This is a genomic window from Rathayibacter sp. AY1C6, from assembly GCF_002931535.1.
GTDB lineage: Bacteria > Actinomycetota > Actinomycetes > Actinomycetales > Microbacteriaceae > Rathayibacter.
Map to the genome: position 1 here is coordinate 111,823 of NZ_PSWC01000004.1, position 20,762 is coordinate 132,584.

The window sequence follows — 20,762 nt, forward strand, 5'->3', positions numbered from 1 at the left end:
ACGACGACGGGCCCCTCCTCGCCGCCTCGAGGAAGGGCCCGTCGTCGTGCTCGGTGCTGGTGGGACTAGGTCGTGACGAGCTCGCCGTTGACGCCGCGGGGGAAGAATCCGCCGGTGCGCGTCCCGGCCGCGGGGTTCAGGTACACGATGTTGAGGACCTGGCCCGGGGTGCGGCTGAACGCGATGGAGCTGCCGTCGGTCGGGACGATGTTCGCCTGGCCGTTGACCTTGACGCCCTGGTCGAGGTCGGTCTTGCCGTCGAGGCTGTCGCGCGCGTCGGAGAGCTTGTTCGCCGAGTCGGACAGGTCGGCGGCGTAGATCGCCGAGCGGATCGCGCCCGCGTGGTACGCCTCCACCGCGAGGATGCCGGCGGCCGCGTCGAGGTAGGTCTTCGACTGGATGAGCGGGGCGGCGCCCTTGTAGGCGGTCACTCCCACGTCCTCGAAGACGAAGGCGCCGAGCAGGAAGTTCGACTCGCTCGCGAACGGGTCGAATGACTGACCGGCCTTGATCAGCCCCGCCGCAACGGCGGCGGAGTTGAAGCTGTCCTTCAGGTTGATCGCCGGGCGGGCCACCTTCGCGGTGCCCAGCGCGGCCCGCAGGAACTGCACGTGGGCCTTCTCGTCGTTCGCGACCTCGGTGGCGAAGCTCTTCAGCCACGGGGTCTTGAAGTCGACGGGGCGGCCGCCGATGACGCCGCCGGGCGTGCCCTTGCCGGTCACGTCCGAGCCGCCGAGGCCGGTGCCGTAGACGGCGCGGAGGTAGAACTCGGCCTCGAGGTACTCGAGGTTGAGGGCGAAGTTGAGGATCGAGGCGTCGCTGGGGCCGCTGGCAGCGACCTCCTCGGCGGAGGCGGTGGGCGCGGCGAGGGCCGCGGCTCCGATGCCGAGGCCGGCGACGCCGGTGGCCTCGAAGAAGCGGCGACGGTCGAGAGCGGTCTCAGAGCTCTTGACGATCGCGTTGCGGATGAAGGTCGTGTCGAACATGTGCGCATCTCCAGTGATAGGCGGGTGCCGGGCGGCTGGAGCGCCGCCGCGACAGCGCGAAGCTACGCCCGGGACCGACCTGCTGACCAGTGGAAACGGGCGATCGGATCCGCGCATGTGTTCACGCCGTCTGAACCAATCCGCCGGGTGTGTCGCTCCGAACACGTCGTGGATGGGGGTTCTGCGGAGGAGCGTCCGATCCGGTGTCGGAGCCGCCGGTTACCATCACTGCGTGTCGATCCCCGCCCCTGCTCCCGAGCCATCCTGGGCGACGGTCTACGCGCCGTCGGAGCCCGTGAGCCTCGCGCTCACCCTCCGCACGCTGCTGCGGGGCTCGGGCGACCCGACCATGCTCCTCGACGCGTCCGGCTTCTGGCGGGCGTTCCGCACGCCGCTCGGCCCGGGCACGCTGCACCTGCGGCAGGCGGCGGACGGCGCGGTCCACGCGCGCGCCTGGGGCGGGGGAGCGGAGTGGCTGATCGACGCGGTCCCCGAGCTCCTCGGCCACGGCGACGACTGGAGCGGGCTCGACCTGTCGGCCCACGCGCCGCTCGCCGAGGTGCTCCGCCGCTCGTCGGGCCTGCGCCTCACGCGCGCGAACCTGGTGTTCGAGATGCTCGCGCCGTCGGTCCTCGAGCAGAAGGTCACGAGCACGGAGGCGTGGCGCGCCTACCGGGTGCTGGTGCGCCTCCACGGGGAGCCCGCCCCGGGGCCGGTCGCTCTGCACGTGGCTCCGAGCGCGCAGCAGTGGCGGCGCGTGCCCTCGTGGGACTGGCACCGCGCGGGAGTGGATCCGCGGCGCTCGCGGACCGTCCTCACCGCCGCGCTCGTCGCCTCCGGCCTCGAGCGAACCCTCGCGCTCGGGCGGGGCGGCGACGAGGTCGCCCGCCGGCTGCAGTCGGTGCCGGGGATCGGGCCGTGGACGGCGTCCGAGGTGATGATGCGCGCCCACGGAGATCCGGACGCGGTCAGCGTGGGCGACTACCACCTGGCCGCGGCCGTCGGCTTCGCGCTCACGGGCCGGCTCGGGGTCGACGACGACGGCATGCTCGAGCTCCTCGAGCCGTGGCGCGGGCACCGGCAGCGGGTCATCCGGCTGATCGGCTGCAGCGGAGCGAGGAAGCCGCGGCACGGCCCGCGGATGACCATCCAGGACCACCGCCGGCACTGATCCGCTCCTCCACAGGGGCGGCTCGCGGGCGAGTCGGCGCGACCACCGCGTCACGCCGCGTCCGGGCGGCGGGTCGGGCTTAGCCTCGGAGGATGCAGCAGTCGACGACCCCAGGTGTGCCCGGCAGCGACCCGGAGCGCGAGCCCGACGACGCGGCCGTGCGGAGCGGGGTCGACGCGACGATCGGTGGTCGGACGCCGGAGGGCGGCACGGGGTCGGACGACGAGGTCGAGGCCGGTGAGGCGCGCGACTCCGTGAGCGGGGCCGAGGTCGTGCCGGCGCCGGAGTCCGCGTCCGAGGACGTGGCCGAGCCTCAGGACGAGCAGGAGTCCGACGCTGAGGACGAGGACCTGCGCGAGCCCGGTGTTCAGGAGGAGGACGAGGTCGTGCGCGACGCTGAGGACGAGGTCCAGCGCGGGCCCGACGCCGCGTCGGAGTCGGAGCACGCGGCGCCCGCTGCCGCCGAGCCCGAGGTCGACGACCGCCCGATGATCGAGCGCGTCGAGTCCCTGGTCCGCCGCTGGATCGCGCGCAGCGGCGAGTTCCCGGTCGGGCCCGCCGCCCAGCGGCTCGCGGGCGTGCTCCAGGACCCGAACGGACTCGACTTCACCGTCGGGTTCGTCGACGGCGTCGCCCGGCCCGAGGACCTCTCGGTCGCGGCCGAGAACCTCGCGGCGCTCACCGCGAAGACGCCCGCCTTCCTCCCCTCCTACCTGCGCGCCGCGATCAGCACCGGCGGCGCCGTCGGCCCCGTGCTGCCCTGGGTGGTCGTGCCCGCGGCCCGCCGGGTCCTCCGCCGCCTCGTCGGGCACCTCGTGGTCGACGCCTCGGACGCGCGTCTCGGTGCGGCCGTCGCCGCGCTGCGCGAGGGCGGCGACCGGCTCAACCTCAACCTCCTCGGCGAGGCCGTGCTCGGCGAGCGCGAGGCCCGCCGCCGCCTCGAGGGGACCCTCCGCCTGCTCGAGCGGCCGGACGTCGACTACGTCAGCGTCAAGGTCTCGAGCGTCGTCAGCCAGCTGTCGATGTGGGCCTTCGAGGAGGAGGTCGACCGCGTCGTGGAGCGTCTCACCCCGCTCTACCAGGCCGCCGCGTCCGGAGCCGACCCCACCTTCATCAACCTCGACATGGAGGAGTACCGCGACCTCGACCTGACGGTCGCCGTGTTCCGGCGCCTCCTCGAGCAGCCGGGCATGCTCGACCTCGAGGCGGGCATCGTCCTGCAGGCCTACCTGCCCGACTCCGTCCGCGTGCTCGACGAGCTGACCGAGTGGGCGCAGGAGCGCCGGGCCCGCGGCGGAGCCCCGATCAAGGTGCGCGTCGTGAAGGGCGCGAACCTCGCGATGGAGCGGGTCGACGCGGCCCTGCACGACTGGCCGCTCGCGACCGTCGGCAGCAAGGTGGAGGCCGACACGAACTACAAGCGCCTGCTCGACCGGGCGCTGCGGCCGGAGCGCGTCGACGCGGTGCGCGTGGGCGTCGCCGGGCACAACCTCTTCGACCTCGCCTGGGCGTGGCTCACGGCGACCGAGCGCGGGGTGACCGGCGCGGTCGAGATCGAGATGCTGCTCGGGATGGCGACCGGGCAGGCGCGCGCCGTCCGCGAGGACGTGGGACGACTCCTCCTCTACACGCCCGTCGTGCACCCGCACGAGTTCGACGTGGCCATCTCGTACCTCATCCGCCGGCTCGAGGAGAACAGCAGCCCCGAGAACTTCCTCTCGGCCGCGTTCCGCCTCGACGACGAGGAGGTGCTGCAGCGGGAGCTCGGCCGCTTCCGCGCCTCGCTCGAGGCCCTCGACGACTCCGTCCCGCCGCCGAACCGCACGCAGGACCGCCTGCGGGAGTGGTCCTCCGGCTCCGGCCGCCGCCTCGTGCAGGAGCACGCCCGCGCCGGCGAGCGGGCGCAGGACCCGGCCGCCGCGGGCCTGACGCAGGCCGTCCTCGGCCTCAGCCGCGGCTCCGGTGCGGCCGCCGCGACCGCGGGCTTCCACAACGAGCCCGACACCGACCCCGCCCTCCCCGGCAACCGACGCTGGGCGCGCCTGATCACCGAGCGCATCGCCGGGTCGACCATCGGAGCGGGCACGGCCGACGCCGCACGCGTGAGCACCGAGGCGGAGCTCCAGGAGGTGCTGCGCACGGTGTCCCGCCGCGCGGAGCGCTGGGGCGAGCGCCTGGGCTACGACCGAGCGGCCGTGCTCGACCGCGCCGGCCTCGTCCTCGCCGCGAACCGCGACCGCCTGATCGAGGTGATGGCCTCCGAGACCGGCAAGACGATCGCCGAGGCCGACCCCGAGGTCTCCGAGGCCATCGACTTCGCCCACTACTACGCCACCCGCGCCCGCGAGCTCGACGCCGTCACCGGGGCCACCTTCGTCCCCGCGCGGGTCACCGTCGTCGCTCCGCCGTGGAACTTCCCGGTCGCCATCCCGGCCGGATCGATCCTCGCGGCGCTCGCCGCCGGCTCCGGAGTCGTGGTGAAGCCGGCGCCCCAGGCCCGCCGCTCGGCGGCTGTGCTCGTCGAGGCGCTCTGGGACGCGGGCGTCCCGCAGGAGCTCCTCGCCCTGGTCGACCTCGACGAGGAGGAGCTGGGACGGGCGCTGATCACCGACCCCCTCGTGGACCGCGTGCTGCTCACCGGCTCCTACGAGACCGCCCGCCTCTTCCGCTCCTGGCGGCCCGGCCTCGCGCTGCAGGCCGAGACCAGCGGCAAGAACGCGATCATCGTCACTCCCCACGCCGACTACGACCTCGCCGTCGCCGACATCGTCCGCAGCGCCTTCGGGCACGCCGGCCAGAAGTGCTCCGCCGCCTCCCTGGTGATCCTGGTCGGCTCGGTCGCCCGCTCCAAGCGCTTCCGCGCCCAGCTGGTCGACGCCGTCACGTCGCTCCGCGTCGGCCGGCCCGATGACCCGTCGGCGGTGATGGGGCCGCTCATCGAGGAGCCCACCGGCAAGCTCCTGCACGCGCTCACCACGCTGGGCGGAGGCGAGTCGTGGCTCGTCGAGCCGCAGCGCCTCGACGAGAGCGGCACGCTCTGGTCGCCGGGGATCCGCGAGGGCGTCACCGAGGACAGCTACGTCCACCTCACCGAGTTCTTCGGCCCGGTGCTCGGGATCATGCACGCGGCGACCCTCGAGGACGCCGTCCGGATGCAGAACGGCACCGAGTACGGGCTCACGGCCGGGCTCCACTCCCTGCACGCCGACGAGCTCGCCCTCTGGATCGACTCGGTCGAGGCGGGCAACCTCTACGTCAACCGGGGCATCACCGGAGCGATCGTCCGGCGCCAGCCCTTCGGCGGCTGGAAGCGCTCGTCCGTCGGCGGCGGCGCGAAGGCGGGCGGACCCAACCACCTCATCGGCCTCGGCTCCTGGAAGCCCTCACCCGCGCGCTCCTCCTCGACGCTGCACCTGCGCGGCCTCGACGACCGCGCGCGCCAGTTCATCGAGGCGGCCCAGTCCTCGCTCCGGTTCGAGCAGTTCGACCTGCTCCGCCGCTCCGCACTCTCCGACCAGCTCGCCTGGGCGACCGAGTTCGGAGTCGTCACCGACATCTCGAAGGTCGGCGTCGAGCGCAACCTGTTCCGCTACCTCCGCGTGCCGATCGCGCTGCGCCTGGCCGACGGCGGCGACCTCGGAGAGCTCCTCCGCGTCATCGCCGCCGGCCTGCTGACCCGCTCCCGGATGGACATCTCCACGTCCCTCCCGCTCCCGCCGCGGGTCCAGGAGATGCTCGGCGGCGACGAGCTCGCCGAGATGGCGGGCCTCGTCCCGCGCATCGTCGTCGAGACCGACGCCCAGTGGCTCGAGCGCGCCGCGGCCGGCCGCATCACGGCCCCGCGCATCCGCATCATCGGCGACATCGTCTCCGACCGCGTCGACGGCTACGCGGGCCCGCAGGCCCCCGGCAGCCCGACGCACGGACAGCAGGCCGTCGTCCGCCGATCGTCCGACTCGACCGGCTCCTTCACCGACGTCGTCGCCGGCATGACCCGCGGCAGCACGGGCACTCCGGTCCCGCTCACCCGCGCCGACGGATCCCGCGTCCCCCTCGCGACCGCCCTCGCCGAAGCCCTCGGCGGCGCCCTCGACACCGCCGTCTACGCCGACCCGGTCACCCCCGCCGGCCGCGTCGAACTGCTGCCCTTCCTCCGCGAGCAGGCGATCTCGATCACGAACCACCGCTTCGGCAACCCGATCGATCTGAGCGACGACGTGCTGTAGTCGATTCCACGCCCGTCCCTGACGGGCGTGGCGCGGTCGGCTTGGCGACGGGGTGCGTTCTGAGGAGCGGGGGGCGTTCGGCTACAGCGATCCGCTGGTACGCGGATCGCTGGTTCGCCTCGGGGGCGGTGCTTGCGGGGATGGTGTGGATCAGGCGGGCGCGGGTCGGCGTCCCGACGGAGCCTCGGGACGCGGCTCGACGAGGGGCGACGGGGGGACTTACTTGTCGCGGCAAGTAGTGGATAGGGTGGGGGGATGAGTGCGCCCGAGACACGCTGGCTGACGCCCGATCAGCTCGACGCCTGGCTGCGCTTCATCGCGGTCGTGGAACTGCTGCCTGGCGCCCTCGACACGCAGCTGCAGCGCGACGCGGGGCTCACGCACTTCGAGTACCTGACGCTGGCGATGCTGTCCGAGGCGCCCGACCGCGCCCTCCGGATGACCACGCTCGCCGCCCGCACCAACGCGACCCTGCCCCGGCTCTCGCACGTGGTGACCCGCCTCGTCGCCCGCGGCTACCTCGAGCGCCGCCCCTGCGCCTCCGACGGCCGCGCCACGAACGCGGTGCTCACCGACGCCGGCCTCCAGAAGATCGTCGACACGGCGCCCGGTCACGTCGCGACCGTGCTGGCCGACGTCATCGATCCGCTCGACGCCGAGCAGATCCCGCAGCTGGCCGACATCATGTCGCGCATGCTCGCCCGGCTCGACCCCGAGGGCAGGATGACGGTCGACGCCGTGCGCTCCTCGCTCGGAGACCCCGACACCCGCTCCTGCTGAGCGCGCCGACCCCTCACTCCCGGGGCGGACCGGCCGCGGCCGGATCCGTGTACAGGGACTCCCGGACGTGCCAGTCAGGGTCCTCGAGGCCGCGCCCGCATGGAGCCGAGGTCCTGCACCGCGACCGGCTCGGCGCCGCCGGAGGCCGGCCCGTTCCCGAGCACCTCGCCGACCTCCTCCGGCTGCCGACGCTCACCGCGAAGAGGGCCTGCACCTGGGAGCGCGCGTCGATGATCTCCTTCGACCTGGAGGTCGAGAAGGAGGGGTGCGGGAGGAGCATCGCGGACACGTGCTCGGAGGCGACGGAGCAGGCGGCGTCGTCGCTGAACAGAGGATTCAGGGCTGAAAAGGGGATCCAGGGTCCGGCCGAGCGCCGTGGAGAACGCCCTCGAGCGCTCCGGATCCGTGAACGGGAGGTCGACGAGGATCGAGTCGACGGCCCTCCGCGTCAGTACAGCGATCGGCCGCGCGACACGCGGGAATCGGTGCCATCATCGCCTCGTGCAGTTCACCACGACGCTCTTCCAGATCGGCAACAACACCGGCATCGAGGTGCCGCCCGAGGTCCTCGAGGCACTCGGCGGCGGCAAGCGTCCCGCCGTCGCGGTGACGGTGAACGGCTACCGCTTCACCAGCACGGTCGGAGCGATGGGCGGACGCGCGCTCATCCCGTTCTCGGCCGAGAAGCGCCGCGAGACGCAGCTCGCCGGCGGTGACGCGATCGACGTCGTGATCGAGCTCGACACCGTGCCGCGCGAGGTCGTCGTGCCGGAGGACCTGGCGTCCGCGCTGGCCTCGGCGGGCGCTGCGGAGCGCTTCGCCGCGCTCTCGCCCAGCGCGCGGAAGGCCCACGTCACGTCGGTCGAGGGCGCGAAGGCCGCCGAGACGAGGGCGCGCCGCGTCGCCTCGATCGTCGCGGCGCTCGTCGGCTGACGGGCGCGCCACGGTCCGGGACGCCACCTCGTCGCCGGATAGGCTGCCTCCGGCGCCCCACGGCGGAGCGCTCTGGAAGCGGAGTCGGGGGACTTGATGGGTGCGGTTCGGCGTTGGGTGTTCCCGATCGTGTGGATGGTCATCATCGGAGCGGCGAGCATCGCCCTGGTGAAGATCGCGTTCTTCCCGGACGGCGCGGCCGAGGCCGATCCGACGCAGCCGACCGGTGAGATCACCGAGCCGACCGTCACGGTCGCCCGCGGCACGGTCACCAACGACCTCACCCTCCAGGGCACCGTCGCCGCCGACCCCGCCGTGCCGCTGAAGGCGACGGCGGCTGGAACGGTCGACGACGTCTACGTGCAGCAGGGCGCGGCCGTCGCGTCGGGCGATCTCATCTACGACATCCGCGTCGAGACTCCGCGCGACCCGGTCGAGACGACCGGCCCGGACGGCGCCGTCACCCTCACCCAGCAGGAGCCCTCCGTGCGCTTCGAGCGGGTCTACGCCGCGACCGGCGGCACCCTCAGCGCGCTCGGCGTCATCCACGACCAGGCCGTCACGGTCGGCGAGGTGACCGGACAGGTCGCGCCGCCGAGCTACGCCGTCACCGGCACGATCGACGCGCAGCAGCTCTACCGCATCCAGAACCGGCCGACGGAGGCGCAGGTCGCGATCACGGGCGGGCCCGCCGGCTTCACCTGCACCGACCTCACCATCAGCACCCCTCTCGCCGGAGCCGGCGAGGGCGGCACGACCGGCGGAGCGACGGACGGCGGCGGCGGTGGAACCTCCACCGGCGGCTCCGGCACGAGCTTCACCTGCCAGGTGCCGACGGAGGTCACCGTGTTCCCCGGGCTCGCCGCCTCGGTGACGCTCGCGGGAGGCAAGGCGGAGGACGTCCTCGTCGTGCCGACCACCGCGGTCGAGGGCACCGCCCAGTCCGGCGTCGTGTTCCGCCGGGCGGACGACGGCAGCACCGAGGAGGTCCCGGTGACGCTGGGACTCACCGACGGCAGCTCCGTCGAGATCACCGGCGGAGTGGAGGAGGGCGCCGAGCTCCTGCAGTTCGTGCCGGGCGCGGAGGAGGCTGCTCCCGACGTCCAGCTGGGCGGCGACTGCATCGCGCAGCCCGACGGCTCGGTCTTCTGCTCGTGACGATCCTCCGGCTCGAGGGGATCCGCAAGGTCGTCCCGCTGCCCGATGCACCGCCGCTGACGATCCTCGACGGCGTCGATCTCGAGGTGGGCGAGGGCGACCACGTCTCGGTCGTGGGGCGCAGCGGCTCCGGCAAGTCGACGCTGCTCAACATCCTCGGACTCATCGACGAGCCGACCGAGGGGCGGATGCTGCTCGAGGGTGCTCCCACCGAGACCCTGTCCTCGCGGGCCCGCGCGCGCATCCGCGGCGGCAGCATCGGCTTCATCTTCCAGCAGTTCAACCTGCTGGAGGGGCGGACCGCCCGCGAGAACGTGATGACGCCGCTGCTCTACGCGACCGGATCGGAGTTCTGGCGCCGCCGCGACCTCGCGGCCGAGATGCTGGAGCGGGTCGGCCTCGGGCACCGCGTGGACTCGATGCCCGGGCGCATGTCGGGCGGCGAGCAGCAGCGGATCGCGATCGCCCGCGCCCTGGTGCGCCGACCGCGGCTGATCCTCGCCGACGAGCCGACGGGCGCCCTCGACACCGACACCGGCGAGAGCGTGATGGGCCTGCTCGACGAGATCGCCCGCGAGTCCGGCTCGGCGCTGGTCACCATCACCCACGACCCGGCCATCGCGGCGCGGGCCGAGCGCCACTACCGGCTCGACCACGGCCGCCTGGGCTCGACCGCGGATGCGGGCCCCGTCGCCGAGGCGGGGGTCCTCTGATGCGCGCGCTCGTCGGGATCGCCGGCGCGATCGTCGAGGCGTGGACCGAGCTGCGGATCCACCGCGGCCGCGTGCTGCTCTCGCTGGTCGGAGTCGCGGTGGCCGTCGCCGCCCTGACCGCGGTCGTCGCCGCCGGCGGCATCGCCCGCCAGGCCAGCATCGAGCAGGCCGAGCGCTCCAGCGGGCGCCCGGCGAGCCTCTTCCTCTCCGCCTACCCCTCCGGTACCGGCACCGCCGAGGTGGATGCCGACGCACTCCAGGCCGCGTGGACCGGTGCGCTGGAGCGCTACTCCATCACCTACGCGAGCCGCTCGACCTACGGCAGCGCGCGCGTCCAGTTCGCCGACGGCGCCGTCGACGTCGCGGTGCAGGCGGTCGACCAGCCCTTCGCCGAGATGCACCGGCTGAAGATCGTGGACGGCTCCTGGTTCACCGCCCGCGACTCCCAGCGCCTCGCTCCCGCCCTCGTCGTCAACGAGCGCTTCTGGGAGCGGATCGGGAGCCCGGATCTGCGCACCCACCCGGTGGTCACCCTGCTCGGCTCCGAGCGCGACGTCACGGGCGTGGTGGTCGGCGTGACTCCCTCCTCGCAGTTCGAGACGGACCCGTCGATGATGATGCTCGCGGACGCCTACCCGGCGGTCGCCCGCGACGCCGACCCGCAGTACGGCGGGCAGGGCGTGCCGAACTACGAGATGTGGGTGCCGCTCGACCTGGCCGAGCCCCTCGCCGCGGCGGTGGAGCGCGACGTGGCCGGCGCCCTGGGATCCGACTTCGAGGTGTCGGTCGACCGGCAGGACTACCTGGTCTACGACTCCGACCCCTTCGGCGTGCTGACCTGGGTGATCGGCGGCGTGGCGGGCCTGGTGCTGGCGCTCGGCGCGCTCGGACTGCTCAACATCGCCCTGGTCACCGTCCGGCAGCGGATCCGCGAGATCGGCATCCGGCGCAGCTTCGGCGCCTCCTCCGGCCGCATCTTCTTCTCGATCATGATGGAGAGCGTCGTGGCGACCGTGGTCGCCGGAGTGGTCGGCGTGACGATCGCGGTCATCCTCGTCACCAACCCGTGGACGGTGGCCTTCGTGCAGGACAACGGGATCGCCGACATCCCGCCTTTCCCGGCCGAGGCGGCGCTGCTCGGGCTCGGGGCGGCGACCCTCGTCGGCGCGCTCGCGGGCCTGGTGCCGGCGATCGTCGCCGTGCGGGTGAAGGTGATCGACGCGATCCGCTACTGAGGCCCGCCGAGGGTGACGACGAGCTCGTCGCCCTCGAGCGCGGCGTGCGCGTCGGAGTAGTGCGCGATCCGGGGCAGCCCCCGGGTGCTCGCACTCTCGTGGCTCCCGACGACGATGACGCGCATGCCGGCGTCCAGACCCGCCCGGATGCCGGCCTCGGCGTCCTCGAACACCAGCGCGTCCTCGGGGGAGACGCCGAGCAGGGCCGCGGCGGCGAGGTAGCCGTCGGGAGCAGGCTTGCCGTTCGCGACGTCGTGCGCGGTGACGACGGTGTCGGGGGAGGGGACGCCCGCCGCGGCCAGACGGGCGGCCGCCAGTGCCGGGCTCGCGGACGTGACCAGGGCGACGCGCTCGCGGGGGAGTGAGGCGAGGAACGCCGTCGCGCCGGGGATCTCGACGGTGCCCTCGGTGTGCTCGAGCTCGTACTCGTCGAGCTCCGCGACGATCGCGTCGACGTCGCTGCCGGCCGGAGCGAAGCGGCGGACGCTGTCGGCGGCGCGGACACCGTGAACGGCGCCGAGCACCGCGTCGTGGTCGAGACCGAAGCGCTCGGCGAAGGCGCCCCAGATGGTCTCGACGACGGCCGTCGAGTCGACGAGCGTCCCGTCCATGTCGAAGAGGGTGGCGCGGGCTCGGAGGAGGTGGGGCATGCGTCCATCCTGGCGGTCGGCGGCCTCCGGCGTCTGCCGGAGCGGACAGCGCTCGGACAGCGCGCGATCAGCCCGCCCTCAGGCCATGCATCGTGTCGCGGCGCTACGGTGGTCCGAGATCGCGGGCAGACGCCCGGAGGGGAGTGGAGGACGCCATGACGGACGACAACGGAACCGGCACGGACCAGGGCGCGAGCACGGGCGGCGAGGCCTCCGGACCCCGCGCCGGGTGGTACCCGGACCCGGCGGGCTCGTCCCGTCAGCGCTGGTGGGACGGGACCGGCTGGACGGAGTCGCTCCGCGACGCGCCGGCGGCCACTCCCACCGCCCCGGCCGAGAGCGGGTCGGCGCAGGCCGCCGCGACTCCCGTTCCGCCGACCGCACCGACTCCGCCCGCGCCACCCGCCGAGCGTCCCGCCTACGGGGAGACGTCGAGCGGAGCGGCGACGAGCTACGGACAGTCGGCCTCGGGTCGGTATCCGCAGCAGCCGTCGTCCGCCGACCCGCAGCAGAGCTACGGCCAGCAGGGCTACGGGCAGCAGGGCTACGGGCAGGGCTACGGCCAGCAGGGCGCCGGCCAGCAGCAGCCGCAGCAGCCGCAGCAGGGCTACGGCCAGCAGGCTCCCCAGCAGTACGGCCAGCAGCCGCAGCAGCCGCAGCAGCCGCAGCAGCCGCAGCAGCCCTACGGCCAGCAGCAGCCGCAGTACCCGGCCTATGCCGCGGCTCCGGGAGCACCCGTGCAGCAGCGCGACACGAGCATCGTCACGTCCACCCCGTGGATCTGGGTGGTGGTTCTCCTGCCGCTGCTCTCGGCGCTGTCGATCTTCCTCCTCCCGCCGAGCGCGATCGTCGACTCGTCGATGGCCTCGACCTACGGGCCGAGCTCCTCGATGGGGATGTCGACCGCCTACCTCGTCGGCCTCGGCGTGCTCCAGGTCGTCGGCTTCCTGATCTACGCGGCGGAGGTCGTCTTCGCCTTCCTCGACGGGCGCCAGCTGAAGCGAGCCGGCCTGCAGAGTCCGTTCCACTGGGCGTGGGCCTTCCTCGCCGCTCCCTACGTCTACGTGATCGGCCGCAGCGTGGTCGTGAAGCGCGTGACCGGCGGCGGACTCCTCCCGCTCTGGGTCTTCCTCGGCGTCGTGGTCGTGTCGTTCCTCATCGCGATCGGCTGGACGGTGTCGCTCTTCTCCCAGATGACGCAGGCCTTCGCTCCCGCGGGCTTCTGAACCCGTGCGCGCCGCCGATCTCGTCCTGACCGGCGGCGCCGTCTTCACCGCCGACGCCGTGCGCTCCCGAGCGCACGGCGTCGCTGTCGTCGGAGGGCGGATCGTCGCGGTCGGCGCCGACGCCTCCGACCTGATCGGGCCGCGCACCGAGGTGGTCGACCTCGAGGACCGGATGCTCGTCCCCGGCTTCCAGGACGCCCACGTGCACCCGGTCTGGGGCGGTGCCGCGCTGCTGCGCTGCTGGCTCGGAGCGGGAGGGTCGCCCGCCGAGCACCTGGCGACGGTCGCCGAGTACGCGGCTCGGGAGAGCGGAGCGGAGTGGATCCTCGGCGGCGGCTGGAACCTGCCCGGCTTCCCCGGAGGCACTCCGACCGCCCGCGAGCTCGACACGGTCGTCCCTGACCGGCCCGCCTTCCTCACCAACGCCGACGGGCACGGTGCCTGGGTCAACTCCGCCGCACTGCGCCTCGCGGGGATCGACCGCACGACGCCGGACCCCGCCGACGGCCGCATCGAGCGCCTGGCCGACGGCACCCCCTCCGGCACCCTGCACGAGGGGGCGATGGACGCGGTCCGCCGCCACCTCCCGCCCGCGAGCGCGGACGAGCTCCACCGCGCGCTGCTCCTCGGGCAGGAGACCCTGCACTCGTTCGGAGTGACGGCGTGGCAGGACGCGATCATCGGCTCCTACGGCGATGTGGGAGATCCCGGTCCGGTGTACCGCCGCGCGGCGCTGAGCGGCGAGCTGACCGGGCGCGTCCGCGGTGCGCTGTGGTGGGATCGGGGCCGCGGCGTCGAGCAGATCCCGGAGCTCGTCGAGCGGCGCGCGGCGCTCGCCGCCGACGGCTTCGCGCCGACGACCGTCAAGATCATGCAGGACGGGGTCGCCGAGAACTTCACGGCGGCGATGCTCGAGCCCTACCTCGACGGGCACGGCGGCCACGGTCACGGCGACGGCCTCTCGATGGTCGACCCGCGCCTCCTGAACGAGGCCGTGCCGCTCCTGGACGCGGCCGGGTTCCAGGTGCACTTCCACGCGATCGGCGATCGCGCCGTGCGCGAGTGCCTGGGCGCCGTCGAGCGGGCGATCGAGGCGAACGGGCGCCGCGGCAACCGCCACCACCTCGCCCACCTGCAGGTCGTGCATCCGGACGACCTGCCGCGCTTCCGTGCGCTCGACGTCACGGCCAACCTGCAGATGCTGTGGGCCTCGCTGGAGCCGCAGATGGTGGAGCTGACGCTGCCGTTCCTCGGTGAGCGGCGCGGCTCGTGGCAGTACCCCTTCGGCGACCTGCTCCGCTCGGGCGCGGTGCTCGCCGCGGGGAGCGACTGGCCGGTGTCGACGCCCGACCCGCTCGCCGCGATCCACGTCGCGGTGAACCGGCTCTCGGCGCCGTCCGAGCGCGAGCCGGGGTGGAGCGAGGAGGTGTTCCTCCCGGAGCAGCGCCTCGACCTCGCCACCGCCCTCTCCGCCTCCACGGCCGGCTCGGCGTGGGTGAACGGCCTGGAGGGCGAGTCGGGCTCGATCGGGGTGGGACTCGCGGCGGACTTCGCCCTGCTGGACCGGGACCCCTTCGCCGGCGACCCCCGCGCGATCGGGGACACCCGGGTGCTGGGCACCTGGATCGGCGGCGAGCGCGTCCACACCGCAGCGGACGCGCCCGCCTGATCCGGGTCGTTCAGGAGGCGGCGCTCAGCAGGTGATCGCTCCGCCGATGATCCCCGCGAGCAGCCCGCCGGTCGCGGAGGCGATCGCGCCGGGACCGGAGATCGCGCCGATCACCCCGCCGGTCGCGGCACCGCTGACGCCGCTCCCGGCGACGCAGTGGCCCCACTCGGGCGAGCTCCAGTCGCTGTTCAGGTGCAGGCCGCCCGCCGCCGAGCGGGACGCCGAGTCCGGGGCGAAGTGGAAGGTGAGCGTGTCGGAGTCGTCGATCGACCAGTGGCCCGACACGGTGCGGCCGCGTCCGACGTCGATCCTCTCCGGGAGTGCGTCGGACGTCTCGGCGCCGTCCGTGAAGCCGACCCCGCCGCCCGCCAGCTCGACGATCCGCGTGTCGTCGGTGACGTCGAAGGTCACCGTCGACGCCGATCCGCCCCGTGCCTCGAGGTGCACCCGGCTGCTCGTCTCCTGCCTCGCCGGCTCGGCGTGCGCGGCCTGCGCTGTGAACAGCGGCACCGCCAGCAGAGCGGCCGCCGCCGCGACCAGTGCCGTGCTCTTCCTCTGTCGTTCCATCGTCGTTCCCTCCCTCGGATTCCGATCCAGGAGGGAGGGCTCAGCGCCGCCGGTCGACGAGGGCGAGGACGACGGACGCCACCGCTGCCGCGACGGCGGCGGTGACCACGACGTCCCACGGATCCTCGGCGCCCACCGCGGTCGCGACGAGGTGCCCGGCCAGGACGCCGACGAACAGTGCCGGCAGCATCAGCCAGATGCGCCGTCTCCGTCGTGCCGCCGTACCGGCCTGTTCCCTGTCGCTCACGCTCGCCCTCCTGGATTAACCATACAGGTATGGAGTACCAGGCGGTCGCGACGCGCGTCGAGGAGGTGGCGCGATCCGTCAGGCCTCGCTGCGCTGGATGAGGCGGGAGAGGACGATCGCGGAGCGCGTGTGGTCGACGTTGGGCGCGATGCGGACCTTCTCGAGGGCGAGCTCGAGGCTGGGGATGTCGCGCGAGCGGATGTGGACGATCGCGTCGGCGGAGCCGGTGACCGTGCCCGCGTCGACGACCTCGGGGACCGCGGAGAGGATGCGGCGGAGCTCGTCCGGAGCGACGGTGCCGCGGCAGAAGAGCTCGACGTAGGCCTCGGTGGCCATGCCGTCGACCGCGGGGTCGACCTTGATCGTGAAGCCGCGGATCACGCCGTCGGCCACGAGGCGGTCGACGCGGCGCTTCACCGCGGAGGCGGAGAGCCCGACCACGCCGCCGATGTCGCCGTAGCCCGCGCGGGAGTTCTGGCGCAGCAGATCGAGGATCTTCCGATCGATGTTGTCCATGCTCCGAGGATAGGCGCGGCCGGAGCGGCGCCTGGACGGCAGCAGAGTGCCACTGGAGATTCGTGACGCCCGGCTATATAGTTGCTCTCGGTCAATAGTTGATCGCGGTCAACTAGAACCGCCGCCGTGCTGAAGAGGAGCCCATGTCACACCCCGAACACCGCGCCGCATCGCGCGGAACCACCGCGCCGCACGCCCCCGCCGGGCCGGACGGCGCCATGTCGCACCGCCAGGTGCTCGAATCGCTCAGCGGCCTGCTGCTGGGCATGTTCGTCTCGATCCTCGCGGGCACGGTCGTGTCGACCTCGCTGCCCCGGATCATCTCCGACCTCAAGGGCGACCAGAACGCCTACACCTGGGTCGTCACCGCGACCCTGCTCGCGACCACGGTCTCCACCCCGCTCTGGGGCAAGTTCGCCGACCTGTTCAACCGCAAGCTGCTGATCCAGCTCGCCCTCGGGCTGTTCGTCATCGGCTCCGCTCTGGCCGGCTTCTCGCAGGACACGAACATGCTGATCGTCTTCCGCGTGTTCCAGGGCCTGGGCGCCGGCGGACTCGCCGCGCTGAGCCAGATCATCATGGCCGACATCATCAGCCCCCGTGAGCGCGGCAAGTACGCCGGCCTCTTCGGCGGCGTGATGGCGATCGGCACCGTCGGCGGCCCGCTCCTGGGCGGCGTCGTGACCGACGCGTTCGGCTGGCGCTGGAACTTCTTCATCGCGATGCCCGTCGCGATCGTCGCGATCGTCCTCCTCCAGATGACCCTCCGCCTCCCCGCGCACCCGAAGCGCAAGGTGCGGATCGACTACCTCGGCGCCGTGCTCATCGCGGGCGGAGTCTCGCTCCTGCTGATCTGGGTCTCCCTCGCCGGCAAGAACTTCGACTGGGCCTCGTGGGAGACCGCGGTCATGGTCGGCGGCGCCGTCGTGCTGCTCATCGCCGCCGTGATCACCGAGCTCACCGTGGCCGAGCCGATCATCCCGATGGGGATGTTCAAGAACCGCACCTTCAGCCTCGCCGTCGTGGCGAGCATCTCGGTCGGCGTCTCGATGTTCGGCGTCGCCGTCTTCCTCGCGCAGTACATGCAGCTGGCCCGCGGAGCCACGCCGACCCAGTCGGGCCTGCTCACCATCCCGATGATGGCCGGCCTGCTGATCGCCTCGACGATCTTCGGCGGGATCATCTCCCGCACCGGCAAGTGGAAGGCGATCATGATCAGCGGCGGCGTGCTCGCCGTGATCGGAACCTCCCTCCTCAGCACCCTCCGCTACGACACGGACCTGGTCCTCGTCGGGATCTACATGGCCGTCCTCGGCGCCGGCCTGGGCATGCTGATGCAGAACCTCGTCCTGGTGGTGCAGAACTCGATCGAGGTGAAGAACCTCGGCGTCGCGACCAGCGCGGTCACGTTCTTCCGCAGCCTCGGCGGCACCGTCGGAGTCTCGGTCCTGGGCTCGATGCTCGGCACCGTGATCGCCGACCGCATCAAGACCGGCATCGCGGGGCTCGCTCCCGCCGACCAGGCTCTCGCCGCGCAGGCGCTGGGCAGCGGCACGATCCCGCAGCCGGCGACCCTGCCCGACGCCGTGCGCGTCGTGGTCGAGAGCGCCTACGGGATCGGCGTCGGCGACGTGTTCCTCTACAGCATCCCGCTCGCCGTGGTCACGCTGATCGCCGTCGTCCTCCTGCCCAACGTGAGCCTCGGCTCGAAGAACGCGGTGCAGCTCAAGGCGGAGCCGACCACTCCGTTGCAGGCCGCGGAGGACGCCCTCATCGCCGCCTCGGACGGCCAGGCGGCGCTCCGCCCCGTCGGCCAGGCCCGGCGGACGGACGACGCGACGCACGCCCGGGAGGGTCGCGAGGCCACTCCCGTCGGACACGGCCGCCACGCCGACGAGGAGCGGCAGGAGGAGCCGGTCGGGCACGCCCGGCACGCTGCTCCCACCGGCTCCGTCGACGTGATCGAGCGCTCCTGATGCCCGCCGCCGCGCCCTCGGCCGAGGCGCTGCACGAGGTCGAGGAGCAGATCACCGTGCTCGCCGTCCAGGTGCGCCTCGCCGTCCGGGACGCGGCGGCGTCGATCGACCCGGCGCTGCCGCCCTTCGGACTGCGGCTGCTGCGGATCCTCGAGCGCTGCGGTCCGGTCCACTCCGGTGCCGCGGCGGAGCGGCTCGGGGTCGACCGCAGCGCGATCAGCCGCCAGGCCCGCCAGCTCGCCGAGCTGGGCCTGGTCGAGATGACCTCCGATCCCGCCGACGGCCGAGCGCGGTTCCTCTCGCTCAGCGCGGCCGGATGCGAGCGGATGCGCGACCTCGGCGGCCGTCAGCGGCAGCGGATGCAGGAGGCGCTGAGCGCATGGCCCGAGGAGGACCTGCGCGCGTTCGCGGGGTACCTGGAGCGGCTGACCGCGGCGGAGTGAGCCGCGTGATCTGAACGAGTGGCGCGGACCGATGCGGTCCGCGCCACTTCTGCGTGCCGCCGGACGCGGCGCGGGCGCGCTGACCGCGCGCCGTCTCGCGCCACCCGGGGCCGACGCCGTCGTGGTCGTTCTACATTTCCTGAGATGTTCTCACTCAGGAGGCGATGACCCTGTTCTCTTTCGATCATGCAGCAGCGGCGGAGCTGGTCCGCACCTCGGACGAGGCGGCGGAGGCGCTCGCCTCCCAGGAGCTGCTGAGGTCCGTCGCTGCCGAGTACGCACTGGGCGAGTTCCGCGGCGCGTACGCCGAGCTGTTCCGCCGGGTCCGCCTCTGCGACAGGGAGAACCGCGGTCGGCTGAGCGCCGAGCTGCACGAGCTCGCCGACACGGTGCGGCTCGTGGCGAGGAAGGCCGAGGAGGAGCGTCGGCGCCGGGAGGAGTACGCGGCCTGGGAGCGGCGGGCGGACGAGCGCGAGCGGCAGCGCCGCCTCGATCCGGTCGCGGCCCTCGCGGCGGGAGTCGAGGAGGTCGTCGACCGGCCGCCGTCCGATCGGCCGGTCGTGCCTCCGCCGATCCGTGCGCTGTTCTCCCCCCGGTCGGTGCCCCGCACGTCCCCGGGCGGCCCCGCCGCGGGAGGCACGACCTCCGCCGACCCCGAGCGCCTCGACGTCTTCGTCTCGCAGACCCGGCAGGCGGACGAGGCGATGCGCTCCCGGCTCCAGGATCTGATGGCCGCCTGGGGAGCCTTCGGCAACCGCTGCTCGTGGGCGCCGGTCGAGTCCTTCTCGGTGCTCCGGGGCTTCCGCGAGCTGCTGTCGATCGGTGCGGCCGACGCGACCTGGGTCGAGCAGATCTCCCTGGCCTTCACCGCCGCGGGGGGAGCGGCGCTCTCCGTTCCGGTCCTCGACGCCGTCGGCACCCTGGTGCGGCCCCGGGGCGGCCGGAGCCTGCTCGACTCCCTCGCGGCGCTCTCGTCCGACGATCTCGCGACACTCCTGGCGGGGTCGCCCGACCTCGCGGCGCGCCTCGGGCGACTGGCTCCGACCCTCGTGAACGACTGGTGGCGGAGCCTCGACTCCACGGACGGCGCGCGCTTCTCGCCGCAGCAGGAGGCGCTGGTCGCCGGTCTGCCCGGGGTGATCGGGAATCTGGAGGGGGTGCCCTACCGCGCCCGGGCGAGGGCGAACGAGAGGGCGCTGAGGGCGCGGATCGCGGCGCTGAGGAGCGAGGCGGCGGGCCTGCGCGGGAAGGCAGGCGACGGGGAGCGACTCGCGGCGGTGGAGTCGCAGCTGGTGGCGCTGAGGGACGTGCGGGCATCGCTGCGGCGCGGTCTCGGTCAGGACTCGCGCTTCCTCGTCTCCCTGACCGCCGACGAGCCTCCGCTGGCCGCTGTCTCGATCGGCGATCCCGACACCGCCACGAACGTCACCTACGCCGTCCCCGGGATGGGGCAGACGACGGAGAGCATGACCCGATGGGCGAAGGCGTCGCAGAATCTGCAGTCGCTCCTCCCGCCCGGCAGCGCCGTCGTCTCCTGGATCGGCTACGAGACCCCGCCGATGGCGCGGCTCGGCGGGAACGGCATGGACGTCCTCACCTCGAACCAAGCCGTCGCCGGCGGCGCCGCACTCGCCTCGGCTGTCCAGGGGCTCTCCGCGGTCCGGGGCGACGACCTGCCGAAGCCGAACGTCGTCGCCCACTCCTACGGCAGCACCGTCATGGCCGTCGCCGCCTCGCGCTCGGACGTCGAGCTCGGGGTCGTCGTGACGCTGGGCTCGGCCGGCCTCCCGGACAGCGTCGACGAGGCGAGCGACCTACACGCGGAATCCGTCTTCGCGGGGCAGGCGCGGGACAAGTACCTCGGCGAGACCGAGAGCGGCGACGAGGCCGCGTGGATGGGCCGCGCCTTCAGCTGGAACCACCATACGGATCCCGCTGACGAGGACTTCGGCGCGCGCGTCTTCGGTGTGGAGACCGGAGGCGACGCCGGGAGGATCGTGACGGATCACGCTGCGCTGAAGAGCGACGACGGCGATCTCGCGGGGTACCTCGACACGAACACCGAGTCCCTGCAGAACGCGGCGTGGGCCGTCTCCCGGCGACTCGACCTGCTGACCGAGAACCGGCCGCTCGGACCGACCGCCTTCCAGAAGGCGGTCGTGGGAGCCTCCCATGGCGGGTAGAGGCTCTCCTCAGCGGACGGGCGTCGCGCTGACCGTCGCCGCTCTGCTCGTGATGTCGATGACCGCTTGTGCAACGGAGAAGG

General features: G+C 73.3%; 17 protein-coding genes. 12 read left to right on the forward strand and 5 right to left on the reverse strand.

Features of this window, described 5'->3' with window-relative positions; translation table 11 throughout:
- Positions 1-65: 65 nt before the first annotated feature.
- On the reverse strand, positions 66-986 hold the full coding sequence (locus C5D36_RS04360; protein WP_104222865.1) for a ferritin-like domain-containing protein: 921 nt from the start codon (positions 984-986) through the stop codon (positions 66-68).
- A 232-nt stretch (positions 987-1,218) separates the two neighbouring features.
- Here C5D36_RS04360 and C5D36_RS04365 point away from each other — a divergent pair, with 232 nt between their 5' ends.
- The 7 genes from C5D36_RS04365 (at position 1,219) to C5D36_RS04400 (ending at position 11,202) form a co-directional block, all read left to right on the forward strand.
- Complete coding sequence (locus tag C5D36_RS04365; RefSeq protein WP_258062865.1) at positions 1,219-2,157, forward strand: DNA-3-methyladenine glycosylase; 939 nt, start codon at positions 1,219-1,221, stop codon at positions 2,155-2,157.
- A 488-nt stretch (positions 2,158-2,645) separates the two neighbouring features.
- Positions 2,646-6,383, forward strand: coding sequence for a proline dehydrogenase family protein (locus tag C5D36_RS04370; protein ID WP_104295302.1), 3,738 nt, complete (start codon positions 2,646-2,648; stop codon positions 6,381-6,383).
- 255 nt (positions 6,384-6,638) lie between these two features.
- Complete coding sequence (locus C5D36_RS04375; protein ID WP_104233099.1) at positions 6,639-7,163, forward strand: MarR family winged helix-turn-helix transcriptional regulator; 525 nt, start codon at positions 6,639-6,641, stop codon at positions 7,161-7,163.
- A gap of 501 nt (positions 7,164-7,664) precedes the next feature.
- On the forward strand, positions 7,665-8,096 hold the full coding sequence (locus C5D36_RS04385; protein WP_104295303.1) for a YdeI/OmpD-associated family protein: 432 nt from the start codon (positions 7,665-7,667) through the stop codon (positions 8,094-8,096).
- 135 nt (positions 8,097-8,231) lie between these two features.
- The gene (locus C5D36_RS04390; protein ID WP_104246912.1) at positions 8,232-9,254 is read left to right on the forward strand and encodes an efflux RND transporter periplasmic adaptor subunit; all 1,023 of its coding nucleotides are present in this window, start codon (positions 8,232-8,234) and stop codon (positions 9,252-9,254) included.
- Complete coding sequence (locus C5D36_RS04395; protein WP_104246911.1) at positions 9,251-9,967, forward strand: ABC transporter ATP-binding protein; 717 nt, start codon at positions 9,251-9,253, stop codon at positions 9,965-9,967. Before C5D36_RS04390 ends, C5D36_RS04395 begins: the two co-directional genes overlap by 4 nt.
- Positions 9,967-11,202 (forward strand): ABC transporter permease, encoded by a 1,236-nt coding sequence (locus tag C5D36_RS04400; RefSeq protein WP_104295263.1) that lies wholly within the window; start codon positions 9,967-9,969, stop codon positions 11,200-11,202. Before C5D36_RS04395 ends, C5D36_RS04400 begins: the two co-directional genes overlap by 1 nt.
- On the opposite strand, the gene C5D36_RS04405 is transcribed toward C5D36_RS04400, so the two are convergent.
- On the reverse strand, positions 11,196-11,852 hold the full coding sequence (locus tag C5D36_RS04405; protein ID WP_104295264.1) for an HAD-IA family hydrolase: 657 nt from the start codon (positions 11,850-11,852) through the stop codon (positions 11,196-11,198). The genes C5D36_RS04400 and C5D36_RS04405 overlap by 7 nt on opposite strands.
- Before the next feature lie 155 nt (positions 11,853-12,007).
- Here C5D36_RS04405 and C5D36_RS04410 point away from each other — a divergent pair, with 155 nt between their 5' ends.
- Both C5D36_RS04410 and C5D36_RS04415 read left to right on the forward strand, forming a co-directional pair.
- A complete protein-coding gene (locus C5D36_RS04410; protein WP_146083691.1) occupies positions 12,008-13,078 on the forward strand; it encodes a DUF2510 domain-containing protein in 1,071 nt (356 codons plus the stop codon).
- Between the two features lie 4 nt (positions 13,079-13,082).
- On the forward strand, positions 13,083-14,747 hold the full coding sequence (locus C5D36_RS04415; RefSeq protein WP_104295266.1) for an amidohydrolase: 1,665 nt from the start codon (positions 13,083-13,085) through the stop codon (positions 14,745-14,747).
- A gap of 24 nt (positions 14,748-14,771) precedes the next feature.
- Here the strand turns inward: C5D36_RS04415 and C5D36_RS04420 are convergent, their stop codons facing one another.
- The 3 genes from C5D36_RS04420 to C5D36_RS04425 all read right to left on the reverse strand — a co-directional run bounded on the left by C5D36_RS04420 (position 14,772) and on the right by C5D36_RS04425 (position 16,077).
- Positions 14,772-15,314 carry a hypothetical protein gene (locus tag C5D36_RS04420; RefSeq protein WP_104295267.1) on the reverse strand — a complete coding sequence of 181 codons (543 nt, stop codon included), beginning with the start codon at positions 15,312-15,314 and terminating at the stop codon, positions 14,772-14,774.
- Positions 15,315-15,354: 40 nt separating this feature from the next.
- Entirely contained in the window at positions 15,355-15,561 is a 207-nt protein-coding gene (locus tag C5D36_RS16510) for a hypothetical protein (protein WP_146076614.1), read from the reverse strand.
- A gap of 78 nt (positions 15,562-15,639) precedes the next feature.
- Positions 15,640-16,077, reverse strand: coding sequence for an Lrp/AsnC family transcriptional regulator (locus tag C5D36_RS04425; RefSeq protein ID WP_104222855.1), 438 nt, complete (start codon positions 16,075-16,077; stop codon positions 15,640-15,642).
- Between the two features lie 218 nt (positions 16,078-16,295).
- Between C5D36_RS04425 and C5D36_RS04430 the strand changes: the two genes are divergently transcribed.
- From C5D36_RS04430 to C5D36_RS04440, 3 genes are all read left to right on the forward strand, one after another.
- Complete coding sequence (locus C5D36_RS04430) at positions 16,296-18,053, forward strand: MDR family MFS transporter (protein ID WP_104273714.1); 1,758 nt, start codon at positions 16,296-16,298, stop codon at positions 18,051-18,053.
- On the forward strand, positions 18,053-18,496 hold the full coding sequence (locus tag C5D36_RS04435; protein WP_104222853.1) for a MarR family winged helix-turn-helix transcriptional regulator: 444 nt from the start codon (positions 18,053-18,055) through the stop codon (positions 18,494-18,496). Before C5D36_RS04430 ends, C5D36_RS04435 begins: the two co-directional genes overlap by 1 nt.
- A 164-nt stretch (positions 18,497-18,660) precedes the next feature.
- Complete coding sequence (locus C5D36_RS04440) at positions 18,661-20,679, forward strand: alpha/beta hydrolase (RefSeq protein ID WP_104295268.1); 2,019 nt, start codon at positions 18,661-18,663, stop codon at positions 20,677-20,679.
- Positions 20,680-20,762: the final 83 nt, after the last annotated feature.